We start from the raw sequence: 15,795 nt of genomic DNA, 5'->3' as shown, positions 1-15,795 counted from the left end.
TCATCGAATTGAGCTAGAATCCAGGGTCGGCGTTTGCCGAAGTTTGCCAACCGATTCGGATTCGTCTATGTCGCGCCGATTACCATCGCTGATATTGATCTTCACGATTTTGAGTTTCGCCAGTCTTTTGGCAGACCAGCCGATCGACTTCGTTCGTGATGTTGAGCCGATTTTGCGAGACCGTTGTCTCGAATGCCACGGCCCCGATGACCAGAACGGTGGGCTGCGTTTCGATCGAGCGGACGCGTCAAAGATTGGTGACTCGGGAAAGCACTCGATCGTGGCCGGCAAGTCGTCCGAGAGTGAGTTGATCTCGCGGGTCATATCGACGCGTGAAGATGATCGAATGCCGCCCGACGGCGAGCGATTGACGTCCGATCAGATCGACACGTTGCGACGATGGATTGACGCGGGCGCCGAGTGGAAGGTTTCGAGCCAAGACACAGACGCCATGCACACAGTTGCACCGGAGCCCGGCCGCGACCACTGGGCATTTCAACCGATCGCCCATCCGTTACCGCCCGATTCGTTGCCACTCGATGCGGCGACGGGAAACAACCCGATCGATGGATTCATCGTCGCGCGGCGGAGCATGGCCGGATTGCACAGCGTGCCACCCGCGAACGCCGCGTCGCTGATTCAGCGAGCCACCTATGGATTGACGGGACTGCCACCAACGACGGACGAAGTGGATGCGTTCGTTGCTCGATCGACAGGCCCGCTTGGAACCGACGCAGCGTTTACCGAGTTGGTGGACGATCTACTGGCGCGGCCGACGTACGGACAACGGTGGGGGCGTCACTGGATGGATTGGGTTCGGTACGCCGACACGGCGGGTGATAATTCGGACTTCCCGATCCCACAGGCGTATCTGTATCGCAACTACATCATCGACTCGATGAACAACGATCTTCCGTACGATCTTTTCTTGACGCAGCAGTTGGCAGGTGATCTGCTGCCCTCGGATTCACAGGACCAACACAACCGACAAACCATTGCGACAGGTTACTTGGCGATGGCTAGGCGATTCGGTTCGCTGGTCGAACGGTACCCGTGGCACTTGACGATCGAAGACACGATCGACAACGTCGGGCGCACGATGATGGGAATCACGATCGCCTGCGCTCGGTGCCACGATCACAAGTTCGACCCCATTTCGACTCGGGACTACTACGGCTTGTACGGCATCTTCGCAAGCACTCGGTATCCCGTTCCCGGCCTCGAGTTATTCCAAGTCCAGCACGACTTGGTACCGCTTGTCGATGACGCAGAAGTCACCAAGGTGCAAGGTCCGTTCGCCGATAAGAAAGCGAAGCTCGAATCCGAACTGGCAAAGCAACTTGCCGCGTGCCGAATCAAGTCGATCGAGAACGCCGAAAAAGAATCGACGGCGACGTTGGACCAACAGCGAAAGATGCACGACGAACTGGACGGCATGCTTGGGCGTGCGCGCGGCGCCGGCGTGGCCTTGGCAAAGTACTTGAAGGAGATTCCCGAATTACCGATGGCGTATGCTGTGGCCGACAATCGCCCCGCGAATGCCAACATTCAAATCAAGGGCGAACCCGATCGTCCCGGCACGATCGCGCCACGAAAGTTTCTAGATGTGCTGGGCGGTCAAACTCTGCCCGATGACGTCGCCGGTACGGGAAGCGGGCGATTGCAGTTAGCCGCTTGGATCACCAGCCCCAACAATCCGTTGACGGCTCGTGTGATCGTCAATCGCATCTGGCAGCGGCACTTTGGCGTCGGCCTGGTTTCCAGCACCAGCGATTTCGGTTTGCGAGGCCAACTGCCGACTCATCCCGAACTGTTGGATTGGTTAGCGACCGATTTCATTCGCCACGGTTGGTCACTGAAACATCTGCACCGCCGGATTCTGTCGTCGCAGACCTACCAATTGTCCAGCCAGAATACGGACGAAAACCTTGCGGCCGATCCCGAGAATCATGTGTACTGGAAGTTCAATCGCCAACGACTGGATGCGGAATCGATTCGCGACACATTGTTGATGCTTAGCGGCGACCTGGATCCGACCCCGCAAGACCAACCGTACCCGTTTCCGCCGCGTTCGGATTGGACGTTCACCCAGCACCATCCGTTTAACGCGACATACGAATCGAATCGCCGCAGCGTTTACCAGATGACGAAGCGTTTGACGGCAGCAACGTACATGCAAACCTTCGATGGCGCCGATCCGAATGTCTGTACCAGCAAGCGAGACCAGTCGGTCACGGCGCTGCAGGCACTGTACTTCATGAACGACGAATTCCTTCACGACCAGGCCGCCAAGATTGCTGGTCGCGTGGTCGCAAGCGCCGATGATGAACGCCAGCGAGTGGCGGCGCTAGTTTCGACGATCCTTGGGCGGCACCCGAGCGATCAAGAGTCCGATTGGATGCGGCAGCACCTCCAATCCGTGCGGAAACGATTCGCAGATTCTTCGAACCTGGAAAACCAAGCGTGGTCCAGCCTGACGCTCAGCCTGCTGCAACTTAACGAATTCATTTATCTGGATTGAGGCGACGACCATGAGTGCTTCCAAACTGAATCGCCGTTCGTGGCTTGCATCCGCGTCCCATCGGTCAATGGCCGCAAGTTCGTTGTTGATGCCGGGCATCGTGTCGCAGTTATTGGCGGGCGAATCGGCTGACCAATCGGCGGGCGCGGGCAACCGAACCGATAACCCATTGGCACCGCGGCGGCCACACTTTCCCGCCAAGGCCAAGAGCGTGATTTTGATCTACGCGACCGGCGGCGTTTCGCACATCGATACCTTCGACCCCAAATCCAACAAGGACGGTCGCGACGGCAGCAAGGGTGACCGTTTGATGGGCAACCTGTTCGGATCGGGACGCAACGCGAAATGCGACGTCGAGGTCAGCGACTTGTTTCCCCATGTTCGCGACGTCATGGACAACGTTTGCTTGATCCGATCGATGAAGGCATCGCACTTTGACCATTCCGAAGCGACGCTGGGGATGCATACCGGGTCACCCACGTTCACGCGACCTAGCATGGGATCTTGGATCAGCTACGGACTGGGCAGTGAGAACGAGAATCTACCAAGCTTCATCGTGATCGCGCCGCATCTGCCATACGGCGGCACACAAGTCTATGCGAGCGATTTCCTGCCGGCTTTTCATCAAGGCACTCGCGTGTTGCCCGGCGATAACCCGATCGCCAACCTGCAATCGCCCGGCGTGGGAAGCAAGTTACAGGACTTGGAAATCGACCTCGTCCATCGGCTCAATCGCAAGCACCTGGACGCTCGGCCGCATGATTCGGCCTTGGCCGCCCGAATGAAGTCTTTTGAAACGGCATTTGCGATGCAACAGTCTGCACCGGAGGCGTTTGACTTCAGCGACGAACCCGAACATGTGCGTCGGCTATACGGTATCGATCGCAAAACGAAAGGCCCCGGCGCCGATTTTGCATGGCAGTGTTTGGTGGCGCGGCGTTTGGCCCAGCGTGGCGTGCGGTTCATTGAACTGATCGATACGGGATCACGCCCGAACTGGGATTCACACACCGACATGCAGGAGCACGCCGACCTGGCACTGAACGTCGACCAACCCACCGCGGCGCTGATCACCGATTTGAAACAGCAGGGCATGCTGGACGAGACGTTGGTGGTGTGGGCCACGGAGTTTGGTCGAACGCCCACGAAAGAAGGCAAGAACGGACGAGGACATCACCGCGATTGCTTCAGCGTGTGGTTGGCCGGCGGCGGTTTCAAAGGTGGACACGTCCACGGCCAGACCGACGAAATCGGCAAGTACCCGGTGGATTCGCCCGTCGAGGTGCATGACCTACACGCGACGATTTTGCATCAAATGGGCATCGACCACGAGCGGTTGACGTTTCAGCATGCCGGTCGCGACTTTCGATTGACGGACGTCCACGGCAACGTCATCAACGATCTGATCGCGTGATCGATTCAAGCTTTGCCGTACACGGATGCGGGGTCCACCAATCGCTGGTCGGCGATCGTCGCGCCGCCATCGTTTCCGACGACGCGAAAGAAGCAACTTGCGTAGCCTTCGTGGCAGGCGGCACCGACTTGTTCGACCTGCAACAGGATCGCATCGGCATCACAATCGATGCGAATTTCGGTGACGCGTTGACGATGGCCGCTGGTTTCGCCTTTCCGCCAAAGCCGGCCACGACTTCGGCTGAAGTACACGGCTTGGCCGGTCGACAAAGTTTCGTCGAATGCAACTTGATCCATCCAAGCCATCATCAAGACGCGACCACTGGCCGCGTCTTGTGCGATCGCGGGTAAGACGCCGGAGGTGCCTTCGCACGGTTGGCCTTTGGAAAAATCAGGGATCGATGCCATCGGTTCGGATCAGTCGGGTTAGGTGCGGTATAGGGAGACGAGGGTCGTATTGTAGGTGCAATCGTTACCAGCGGAACGACGGGCACAAACCAAAACCGAGCGATGATGATCACGGCATCGACTCAAGCCAGACGATGTTTGCACTGATCCGACCTGATCCCCCGCCTTTGACTTACAGCCATGACTTCATCCACAAAACTCTCGATCGTGCTGCCGGTACGAAACGGCCAGAACCGGATCGAGCGTCGTCTGGAGAAAGTTTTGGTTGCACTTGCGGAATTGGGAATCGGTGGCGCCGAGATTGTGATCGTCGATGACGGAAGCAGCGATGCGACGCCCCGGATTTTGGACAATTTGTGCACACGGTTTTCACGCGTCCGTGTGATGCGGCACCCGCGGCCTCGTGGGATGGAGGCGGCCGGACAGACGGGCCTCGAACGTGCGACCGGCGACTTGATCTTCATTCAAGAATCCGACGCCGATCTCCGAATCGATGACCTTCGACGGCTGTTGAAAATGAGCGATGACCCGACCGTGATCGCGGCCCGGGCCGAAAGTGCAGCCGAACCCGCGTCGCCCGAGTTGATCCGGCGTTTGCGAGCATTCGGTACCCACGCCGACCGCCAGGTCATCGCCCGCACGGACACGTCGCATCAATCCAGTTTGCAAATGGTACGGCGTCCCCATCTGCAGGTTCTGGCCGGGCCACATGGCGATCGCTATCACCTGGAAAGCGATTCCAGCCGATCGGTATCGATCGAACTCTCTTGATTTTGCAGTCCCAATTTTTGCAGTCCCGACATCGGACGGTCGGGTACAATTCGACGATGGAGCGCAGTTCAGTCTCACCTCGTTCGAAAGCAGTTTGGCCATGAGTCCATCGAAATCAATCAACCGACGCACATTTCTGGAAGGCAGCGCTGCCACCATCGCCGCCGGTTCGCTAGTGGGCGGCGGACTGTCGAACCTGCCACTGCGTGCCGATTCGACAGTCACATCGACCAGCGCCGAAACCTTGATCGGCCAACTCTTTCAGACGCTGGATGACAAACAGAAGAAAGAAGTCTGTTTCGATTGGGACCACGTCGACAAGAAACGTGGCTTGCTAAGAACGTTTGTGTCTGCCAATTGGAATATCACCGAACCGGAAATCAACGACGACTTCTACAGCGACCAACAACGGGACTTGATCGAACAAGTCTTCAAGTCGATCATCCACCCCGATTGGCACGATCGGTATTACAAACAGCTCGAAGATGACGCCGGCGGTTTCGGTAACGAACAATCGATTGCGATCTTCGGCAAGCCAACGCCCGACGGCTCGGGCGAGAAATTCGAGTTGGTCATCACCGGTCGGCACATGACGATTCGCTGTGACGGAAACTCGGCCGATCACGTCGCGTTTGGTGGCCCCGTGTTTTACGGCCACGCCCCCGAGTTCAACGAAAACCCCAATCACACGGACAACGTGTTTTGGCATCAAGCGGTCGCCGCGAACGACTTGTACAAGATGCTGGATGGTCGCCAACAGAAACAGTCGCTCGTCGCAAAGACGCCGCGCGAACAATCGGTCGGCTTTCGGGGCGTCAGCAACGACATCACGGGATTGCCGGTGTCGGACATGTCATCGGACCAACGCGAGCACCTGCAGAAAGTGCTTGGCACGCTTGTCGAAATGTATCGTCCGTCCGATCAAGACGAAGCGATGCAGTGCTTGAAGACCCAAGGCGGTTTGGACGCTTGTAAGTTGTCGTTCTATACAGATAACGATTTGGGCAAGGACGGCGTTTGGGACAACTGGCGATTGGAAGGCCCGTCGTTCGTGTGGCACTATCGAGGTGCGCCGCACGTTCACGTCTGGGTCAACGTCGCCGATTCGGCCGACGTGGTGACCAACGCTTAGCCAGTTTCAACCCGGCGCTCGCCAATTGTCTCGCGTTGAGAATTGGGAGCCCTAACGCGCCAAGAACAATCGCTTCGACAGCAATCTTGGTCCACGGATTTCGAGATCGGTTTGGTCATCTTCGCCGGGCACGTTGTTGCCCGGCGTGCTGTCGAGGTCGAACTGGTCCGCTTCGATGACTTGAACCGGAATCGTCTTGAAACCTCGCGTGTCGACCACCGCGCGGACGACCAGTGATGCGGTTTGGCCCAGACCGAGTGTTCCGATCTCCCAACGGCCGGTCGCCGCGTCGTAGGTGCCGACGCTTGGTGTTGCCGAGACGATTGTCAAGCCGGCGGGAATGACCACCGATGTGACCACACCCGTTGCCGCCGTGTTGCCGCTGTTGTCGGTGAAGAACGACAACTCGATTTCATCGCCTTCGACCGGTTCTTCGTTATCGACCGTGGCTCGCACGTTCAGGTCGATGACGACGGGCGAGACTTGCACGCTTGCGATGTCGTCTTCACCGGCCACTGCGTTGCCGGGCGTGCTGTCCGGATCGAACTGGCGGACGGCCATGACCTCGGCCACGTTAGTCGATGGCATCGGTGATGTCGCGCGAGCATCGATTTGGATCGTGACTGCCGAAGCGGACGGAACATTGGGAATCGCCCAGAAACCCGTGACGGAATCATAGGCTCCCACCGATGGGTTTGCCGAAACAAAAGTCAGCCCCGTCGGCAGCAAATCCTTGACGCTGACATTGGTCGCGATGTTGGGTCCGGCGTTGGCGAGCGTCAACGTGAAGCTGATCACTTCATCTTGCGTCGGCGAAGGATTATTGACGGACTTGGTCAGCGACAAATCGGCGACCTGCGTTGTGAATGTCGCGGTCGCCTGATCGTCTTCGCCGGCCACGCCGTTTCCGGGTGTGCTGTCCCGGTCGACTTGATCCGAGGCGGTGATCTCGGCCGTGTTGGTCACGCCGCGTGTGTTGCCAACGGTCGCGTTGATGGTCAGTGTGGGCGTGACGCCGGTGGCAACCGATCCGACGTTCCACACGCCGCTTGCCGAGTTGTAACTGCCTTGGCTGGCCACGAAATCCGCAAACGTCAATCCATCGGGCAACCGATCGGTCACCGCGACACCCGTTGCAGCGGACGGACCGGCATTGGAAAGCGTCAGCGTGTACGCGATCGAATCGCCTACGTTGGGAGTCGCGTCGTCGATGACTTTCATCAGCGCCAAGTCGACCAACTGTGGCGTCAGCGAGACGCTTGCTTGATCATCTTCGCCCACGACACCATTGCCCGGCGTGCTGTCGGGATCGAACTGATTGCTGGTGATGATCTCGGCCGTATTTGTGCGATCCGTTTGCGCATCAACGGTAGCCCGAATCTCCAGACGCGACGTTGCACCGCTGGCCAGTGAATCGATCGACCAGATGCCCGTTGCCGCGTTGTAGGTACCGACGCTGGGCGATGAAGAAACAAAGTTCAAGCCGGCCGGCAAAACATCTCGCACGGTTACCCCCGTCGTCGTATCGGGACCCGCGTTGGCAATCGTCAGCGTGAAAGTCACGTCGTCGCCAACGTTGGGCGTCACGTTGTCCGTGGTTTTTGTTAGCGACAAGTCGGCGCTAGCGGGTGTGACCGAAACGGCGGCGTAGTCGTCTTCGCTGACATCGCCGTTGCCCGGCGTGCTATCGGAATCAAACTGCCCCGTTGACGTGATCTCGGCGATGTTGGTCAGCGTGTCGAAACGATTGACCGTTGCGATCAACTGCAACGTCGCCGATGTGCCCGAAGCTAGATCGCCGACGTTCCAGCGACCAGTGGTCGCGTTGTAGTTGCCCGTCGACGGCGTGCTGTCAACGAATGTGAACCCATCGGGCAACACGTCGGTCACCACGACGCCGGTGGCGTCGGAGGGACCGGCATTGCGAGTCGTGATCGTGAACGTGACGGCATCCCCCAACCGTGGGCGACTTTCGGACACCGTTTTCTCTAGCGACAAATCGACGACTGGCGGCGTGACCGTGACAGAGTCTTGATCGTCTTCGGTTTCGACGTTGTTGCCGGGTGTCGAGTCGGGGTCGAACTGACCGGCCGCGGTGATCCGCGCCGTGTTCGTCTTTGCACCTTGCGTCGTCACGGTAGCATTGATGCCGAGGGTGACGGTGCCGCCGATGGGGATCGAACCGATGTCCCAAATACCGGTGGTCGCGTCGTAAGTTCCCTCGCTCAACGTGGTCGAATTGAACTGCAAACCCGCTGGCAATAGATCCGTGACTTGCACGCCCGAGGCCGCTTGCGGGCCGTCGTTGGTGACCAGAACCTGGAACGTGATCACGTCGCCCACGTTCGGCGAATCGTTGCTGACCGATTTGACCAGTGACAGGTCGGCGACGGGAGTGCTGAACGTGACAGATGCTTGATCGTCTTCGGTAGCAACGTCGTTACCGGGAGTCGAATCGACGTCCGGTTGGACGGCGGCGGTAATCTCGGCCACGTTGATCGCGTCGGTCACGACTTGATCAACCCGGGCCACCAATTCAATCGACGGCGACTCAGTCGTCGACACGGTTCCGACGGTCCAAACACGATTGGTCGTGTTGAAACTGCCTTGGCTGGGCGTCGCGCGAAGCAGCGTCAGTCCAGCCGGCAAACGATCGGTCACGTTGACGCCGGTGGCTTCGTTAGGACCCGCGTTGGTGACCGTGATGACGAACGTGACTTCATCCCCGACGTTCGGCCGCGGATTGCTGATCGTCTTGGTCAGCGATAAGTCAACCTGTTGCCCTTGGATCGATGTGGACGCGATGTCGTCTTCGCCGGCGGCGCCGTTGCCGGGCGTCGAGTCGGGGTCCGATTGATCGGTGGCGATGATTTCAGCCGTGTTCGTCGTGACCGTGTTCGTGGTGGCAGTTGCCGTGATTGTGAGCGTCGCCGATGTGCCCAAAGCAATCGAAGGAACCGCCCACAACCCGGTCGTTTGATCGTAGCTGCCGACCGACGGATTCGACGAAACGAACGTGGTTCCCGCTGGCAATACGTCGCGGACTTGCACGCCCGTTGCCGTGTCGGGTCCAGCATTGGAAACAACGACCGTAAACGTCACGTCCTCGCCAATGTTCGGCGACGCGTTGTTGACCGTCTTGGTCAGCGACAGATCGGAACTGGCAAGCGAAAACCCGACCGTGGCTTGATCATCTTCGGCGGGCACGTTGTTGCCGGGCGTGCTATCGGAATCGAACTCGTTCGCAACGATCACTTCCGCCGTGTTGGTCGCCGCTGCCGAATCGACTCGCACACGCAGCGACAACGTTGCCGACGCATTGCGATCCAGTGTGGCGACGGACCAATTCCCATTGGCGGGTGTGTAGATGCCAGCGCTCTCGGTCGCGGCGATCAACGTCACTCCGGCGGGAAGCACGTCGCGGACCACGACGCCGGTCGCCTGGTCGTCGCCCGAATTGGTCAGCGTGACGGTATAGACGACTTCATCGCCCACGTTGGGACGTTGAACGTCAATCGTTTTGGTCAGCGACAAGTCGATCGACGGTGGATCGACCGTCACCGATGCCTGATCGTCTTCGGTCGCGACGTTGTTGTTCGGCGTGCTGTTGGGATCGAATTGGTCCGCCGCCGTGATCTGCGCCGTGTTTGTGGTTGCCGCGGACGAGTTGACTCGCGCGCGAATCGTCAACGTCGGCGTATCGGCGATGGCAACGTTTCCGATCGTCCAGCGACCAGTCGCATCGTCATAGGTACCGGCGTTGACGATCGAGCTGATCGATGTGAAGCCCAACGGCAACAAATCCGTCACCACCACTCCTGTGGCCGCGTCGGGTCCCACGTTGTTGACGATAACTGTGAACGCGATTTCGTCACCGACGTTGGGCCGAGCATTGTCGACGGTTTTGGTCAGCCGCAGATCGGCGATTGGAGTGGTCAAAGTGACTGATGCTTGATCATCTTCGCTTGCCACGCTGTTGTTCGGCGAGCTGTCGATGTCGGATTGATCGGCCGCAGTGACTTCGGCCGTGTTGGTGATCGTGCCGGTTTGATTGACCACGGCGGAAAGGGCAAGCGTCAGCCGTTCGTTGTCTGCGATCGTCGGAATCGTCCAGATCCCTGTCGTCGTGTTGTAGTTACCCCGCGTGGGAGTCGCCGTCACCAACGTTAACCCGGCGGGCAGAACGTCACGGATCGAAACCCCTGTCGCGACGCTGGGGCCATCGTTGAACACTTCGACCGTGAAGACGACCGTTTCGCCGACATTCGGAGCCGCGTTGCTAATCGTTTTGGTCAAAGACAAGTCGATCGTTTCGGCCGACACGGCGATGGATGCTTGGTCATCCTCGGCGTCGATGTTGTTGTTGGGGGTGCTGTCCGGGTCGAAGACGTTCGAGGCCGTCACCTGGGCGGTGTTCGTTTTCGGTCCGACGGTGGTAACCCGGCCGGTGATCGCAAGGGTCACCGGAGTCCCCATTGCGACCGATCCGATGGTCCACAACCCGTTGGTTTGGTCGTAGCCGCCGGTGGCGGTCGACGACCGGACGAACGTGACTCCGGTGGGCAACATGTCCGTCACGACGACGCCGGTGGCGGTTGACGGACCCGCGTTGGTGACCGTGATGGTGTAGACGACTTCTTGATTCAAATTGGGCGAAGCATCGTCGACGGTCTTGGTCAAACTCAGGTCGGCTTGTTCAAAGTTAGCAAAGTCGGGTGCCGTTTTGATGATGGTCCCGACCGCGCCGATCACTTCGGCCGCACCGTTGACGTCGGCCGCGCCGTTGATTTCCAACTCGATCGCGCCGACACTTGCGAAGTCCGCGCCGCCACCGCTGCCGCCGGCGGTGAACTGAGAAAACGGAATGAACTCGGCTGACAAAAATCCGCCCGACGTTGCAGGTATCGGAAGCGTCGTCGTGCTGAATCGATTCGCGGTTCCGTCGGCGCCGTCGCTGCTGTAGACACGAATCGTTGCCGTGCCGCCCGCCAAGTCGGCGCGAATTTGAAACTGAACCCCGGCCGCGTTCGTGGTCAGGTTGATGCCGCCCAGTCCGGTGTCATCAATGACCGCCGCGTCGTTGTCCGGCCCGTCCCAAACGATCCGCCGCGGACCTTGGCCGGTCGCCACCGAATCGAAACTCAATTGGTTCGGCAACAGCGGATCATCGATACTCAATTGAACCGCACCGTTGACGCTGGTCTTTTCCACGATCAATTCGCGTTCGCCACCGATGGCCTCGGCCGTTGGCGTGACTGCGATCGCGATGACGGGGCCATCGCCGGCGGTTTCATCGCGCGCCACTTGGACGGTTTGGTCAAAGGAGTCGATGTTCGTGGTGATACGGCCTTTGACGTCTTCCGCCGTCACCGTGATCAGCGGCGAAACCGATCGTGAGAGGCTTCGTCCCGAGACCGTTTGCGCGGGCTGCAAGACGAAGTAGTTGCCGGCCGTCAAACGCGTGAACGTGTAGTTGCCGTTCGCATCGGTCGTCGCCGATTGGACTTCCACGTCGCCCGCGCCCGGTTCAAAGACGCTGTCGCCGTCGTCGCGATAAACGGTCAACGACGCACCCACGACTTGCTCGCCCGCATCAAATCCGTTGCCCGAGAAGTCAGCGAAAACGCGGCCGGTGATGTCAGCCAAGTCCGTCGCGGCGACCAACAAACGGCGGTCTTCGAGTGCTTCGAATCGTGGCCGAAACCGGGCGCTCGGTGGCGTCGAATTCGCCCAGATTTGACGAACGAGTGACTCTCGAAGCAGCCGCATGCGCCGTTTCATCGCTGATTTTCCCATTTAGCCCTGTTGATCGCCGCCGAAAACGCGGCACAAGAGCCATTGGTTTGTCACAACTGGCCCGGCAAGACAAGCACCCTAGGCAAGAAGGGTGGATCAGGTTGACTCTTCAGTTTGCTTGGCGAGAGTGTGACTTCGGTGATCGGCGGGTAAAACCGGCGATCCAACGACGCAAGCGTTGCGTCAGTTTTTTAGTCCGCCAACGCCGTATTTACTCCGTGCCGTCGGGAATCACGGCTTTTGCCGTTCGATCGTCGACGACGAAGTGCCCCAGCGGCGATTGCGTAAGGACGTCTTGAACCATCCAAACAGCCCCCGGCCGAGTCGATTGGGTTTTTGTGCCTTGTGGCTCGATCTTGCCGTAGGAGCGAGGCTTCCCATTCGTGTCCATCCAAAACAATTCGATTTCGGATGAACGCGAGTTACGAAAGTGAACCGGAAAGGGATTCCCATCCGGTTTCGATGGCGGCGCCACGCCGTCCTTCACGGCATGCCACGTCAATTCCACCAGCGAGTCGACCGACGGTTCGACTCGCTTTGCAAACGAATCGGGTGCGGCACCGCGCAGATGCGCAAGCTGATTGACCGTGTCCGGATTGTGACTCGGATCGTTGGCCAAGTTATGCCACTCGAAGGGATCCGCCTTCACGTCGTACAATTCTTCGCCACCGTCGGCATAGTGAATGTAGCGATGCGTTTTCCCGCTGACGCTGAACGAACCGGGCGCGGCCAAGAATGTTACGGATGAATGGGGCCAGGCCGCCTTCGCGTCACGAAGCAGCGGCACGATACTCGGTCCGTCACATTCCGGTTTCGCTGGCAGGCCGCAGAGTTCGATCAGTGTCGGATAGAGGCTGAGCGTGTTGACCGGTGCATCGCAAACCGTGCCTGGAACCGTACCTTCGCTGACCGCCGGCGAAACCGAGGCAGGAATACGAACCATCAACGGCACTCGCGTCACGGCTCGCCATCCGGTGTACTTTTGCCAGTGTTCTTTTTCACCCAACTGCCAACCATGGTCCGACCAAAGAACAACGATCGTGTTATCCGCGTTGGGTCCCGATTCCAATGCATCCAGCACGCGGCCGAGCATCGCGTCGGCAAAATGAATCGATGCCAAGTAACCTTGAATCCCGCGGCGCCATTGGCCCTGATCTTGTATGTGGGCGAAATAACGGTTTTTCGCCGCACGCACGCCCGCCATGGGAACATCATCGAGATCGTTTGCCAAATAGCCTGGCGGCAACTCAATCGATTCCAAAGGAAACGGCTCGAAGTATTTCTTCGGAACGAACCATGGCTCGTGAGGTCGATACAAACCGCAGCTTAGGAAGAACGGCTTGTCGTGTTTCTTCCCAAGTTGATCGCCGATCCATTGGCTGACCGACCAATCGCCGCCGAATTGTTCATCGGTCACATCCAGTGGCGCCCAATCGGTTTCGACATACTGCCACGGACCACCGCGACTCAGATTGACCGGGCGTTTTTCAGGATAGAACGTCGTTGGCAACGGATTCTCGGTTTGTCGATCGGGGAAGTAATCGTCCCACGAATCGCCATCGATAAAGTAGTGCAGCAACTTTCCCGAACCCGCGCTGTGGTACCCATGATCGTGAAAGTAGGTGGGAATCAAAACGTCATCTGGCATGACTTCTCGCATTTGTTGACGATTGTCGTACATGCCCGAAACGTTGGGCGCTCGCCCGGTAAAGATCGCCGATCGGCAGGGGTTACAAGCCGGCGCGGCGCAGTGTGCATTGGTGAACAGCACGCCGCTGGCCGCGAGCCGATCAAAATTGGGAGTGATCGTTTGCGGATGTCCGCCCAGGCAACCGATCCAGTCATTCAAGTCATCCACAGCAATGAACAAAACGTTCGGCTTGGTGGCGACTTCGTCCGCGTCCGCTGCTGAATGGAGTGCAATCAGAAAGATCGAAGCGGCAAGTACGCCGACGGCTTTGTCGAAAGTAAACGGTCCCATTTTCAACGTCCCCTCACGGTCCAGTTCGGATGCGCGACATGCGCCTCGCCCATGATCGCTTCCATTCGCTTGACGACATCGGGATTTGCGTCGGCGACGTCGTCCTGTTCACCCAAATCGATGCTCAAGTCAAACAATTGCGTCGGCCCTGTCATCCACGGCATCCGAACGGCCTTCCAGTTTCCGTCGCGAACGGCTTGCCGGCCGCCTTGTTCGTAAAATTCCCAGTACAAGTAGTCGTGCTGCCGTTGTTGGTCAGGCTTGCCCAGGATAGTCGGCGCGAAACTGATCGAATCGAGACCGTCCGGGCATTCGGTTCCGGCAAGGTCGGATACCGTCGCCATCAAGTCACCGAAGTATCCGATGTGATTGGACGTAACACCCGCAGGCGTGGTTCCCGGCCATCGCACGATCAAGGGCACACGGATGCCGCCTTCGTAAAGGGCTCGCTTGATTCCCCGTAGCGGCCCCGCCGGATCAAACATTTCCGGATCATGCCCGCCTTCGTCGTGAGGACCGTTGTCGCTGGAAAACATGACGACAGTGTTTTCAGCGATGCCGAGCTCATCAAGTAAGTCCATCAGGCGACCGACATCGGCATCCATCCGCGAAATCATGGCCGCTTGTCCCTTGTTGGGATTGCTCCAATCCATGTCCGCATAAGCACCGTAATCTGGCACTTCCTGCCCATCGCCGACACCCTTGGTGGCCTCGTTATTGGCGTGCGGAATGGTCATCGACAGATACAAAAAGAACGGCTTGCCACCTTCTTTCTTTGCACCTTCTCGTTTGACAAAGTTGATCGCCTCGGTCGCGATCAAATCGTGGCTGTAGTCGACCTTCGTGGTCGCCCAACCGCCGACGAAACCTCCGTAGGGACGTTCCACCTTCTCAACGACGTTCCTTAGCTTTTCTTGATCTTCGTTCCGCCACAAAAATTCGGGGAAGTAATTGTGAGCGTGAACTTGATTCAGATAGCCGTAAGCAAAATCGAATCCTTGCCGTCGAGGCAATCCCGACCGTCCGCCCGGCGCCTGGTCGCCCAAACCCCATTTACCGCTCAGCGCCGTCGTGTATCCCGCGTCGTGTAAGACTTCGGCAACGGTGACATCTTCGTCACGCAGCGTTTGGCTAGACATGTCTGGTCCGCTGGCGTTGCCGCGAACGTGTGTGTGACCGGTGTGTTGTCCCGTCATCAGCACACTACGCGACGGCGCGCACACGGAGTTCCCCGCATAGAAATCGGTGAAACGAATTCCCTCCGCCGCCATTCGGTCCAGCCGCGGCGTCGCGATCAACTTTTGGCCATAGCAACCCAAGTCACCATAACCAAGATCGTCGGTCAAGATAAAGATGATGTTCGGTCGCGACGGCGAATCGGCACTCAGTGACGCCGCATCGAGCAGCACGGTGGTCAGTATTGCCCATTTCACAAAACTGAATGCCAAGCATCGACCCAACGGACGGCGAAAGGAGACTCGACGATAGCGAGGCATCTCAGAAACACGAGCAGATTTCGAAAGCAACAGGTTCATGCTGGATGGTCTTTCCGGGGTTTGTTTCGCCGCTTGAACAATGAGTTGGTCGAATGCGAACCGTCGCACCCAACATGTCCCACTGTCTTGAACTTCGCTTTCAATGAAATCACGTTCAAAAAATCTTCAGGTTGCGTCCCGTTGAAACTCGACAGGCAAGCAGAATGCAGAAACATGATCTCACGAATGAAGGACTAACAGCCTGTTGAAAAAGGAGTCTGTGTTGAAAAAGGGGTCT

General features: G+C 58.3%; 8 protein-coding genes. 4 read left to right on the top strand and 4 right to left on the bottom strand.

What is annotated here, in order from left to right; translation table 11 throughout:
- Positions 1-67: 67 nt before the first annotated feature.
- Together Poly51_RS06085 and Poly51_RS06080 are read left to right on the top strand one after the other, a co-directional pair.
- Positions 68-2,521 (top strand): PSD1 and planctomycete cytochrome C domain-containing protein, encoded by a 2,454-nt coding sequence (locus tag Poly51_RS06085; protein ID WP_146455436.1) that lies wholly within the window; start codon positions 68-70, stop codon positions 2,519-2,521.
- Positions 2,522-2,531: 10 nt separating this feature from the next.
- Positions 2,532-3,935, top strand: coding sequence for a DUF1501 domain-containing protein (locus Poly51_RS06080; RefSeq protein WP_146455434.1), 1,404 nt, complete (start codon positions 2,532-2,534; stop codon positions 3,933-3,935).
- Between the two features lie 5 nt (positions 3,936-3,940).
- Here the strand turns inward: Poly51_RS06080 and hisI are convergent, their stop codons facing one another.
- Positions 3,941-4,342: a phosphoribosyl-AMP cyclohydrolase gene (hisI, locus tag Poly51_RS06075; RefSeq protein ID WP_146455432.1), complete on the bottom strand. Its 402-nt coding sequence runs from the start codon at positions 4,340-4,342 to the stop codon at positions 3,941-3,943.
- Positions 4,343-4,522: 180 nt separating this feature from the next.
- Between hisI and Poly51_RS06070 the strand changes: the two genes are divergently transcribed.
- Positions 4,523-5,113, top strand: coding sequence for a glycosyltransferase family 2 protein (locus Poly51_RS06070; protein WP_146455430.1), 591 nt, complete (start codon positions 4,523-4,525; stop codon positions 5,111-5,113).
- Between the two features lie 100 nt (positions 5,114-5,213).
- The gene (locus Poly51_RS06065) at positions 5,214-6,245 is read left to right on the top strand and encodes a DUF3500 domain-containing protein (RefSeq protein WP_146455428.1); all 1,032 of its coding nucleotides are present in this window, start codon (positions 5,214-5,216) and stop codon (positions 6,243-6,245) included.
- A gap of 51 nt (positions 6,246-6,296) precedes the next feature.
- Here the strand turns inward: Poly51_RS06065 and Poly51_RS06060 are convergent, their stop codons facing one another.
- The 3 genes from Poly51_RS06060 to Poly51_RS06050 form a co-directional block, all read right to left on the bottom strand.
- The gene (locus Poly51_RS06060) at positions 6,297-12,026 is read right to left on the bottom strand and encodes a SpaA isopeptide-forming pilin-related protein (RefSeq protein WP_186775372.1); all 5,730 of its coding nucleotides are present in this window, start codon (positions 12,024-12,026) and stop codon (positions 6,297-6,299) included.
- 226 nt (positions 12,027-12,252) lie between these two features.
- On the bottom strand, positions 12,253-14,022 hold the full coding sequence (locus tag Poly51_RS06055) for a sulfatase-like hydrolase/transferase (RefSeq protein ID WP_146455424.1): 1,770 nt from the start codon (positions 14,020-14,022) through the stop codon (positions 12,253-12,255).
- Between the two features lie 2 nt (positions 14,023-14,024).
- Positions 14,025-15,557 carry an arylsulfatase gene (locus Poly51_RS06050; RefSeq protein ID WP_246114298.1) on the bottom strand — a complete coding sequence of 511 codons (1,533 nt, stop codon included), beginning with the start codon at positions 15,555-15,557 and terminating at the stop codon, positions 14,025-14,027.
- Positions 15,558-15,795: the final 238 nt, after the last annotated feature.

It is taken from the genome of Rubripirellula tenax (assembly GCF_007860125.1).
GTDB lineage: Bacteria > Planctomycetota > Planctomycetia > Pirellulales > Pirellulaceae > Rubripirellula > Rubripirellula tenax.
This window is presented reverse-complemented; position numbering and strand designations above follow the sequence as displayed.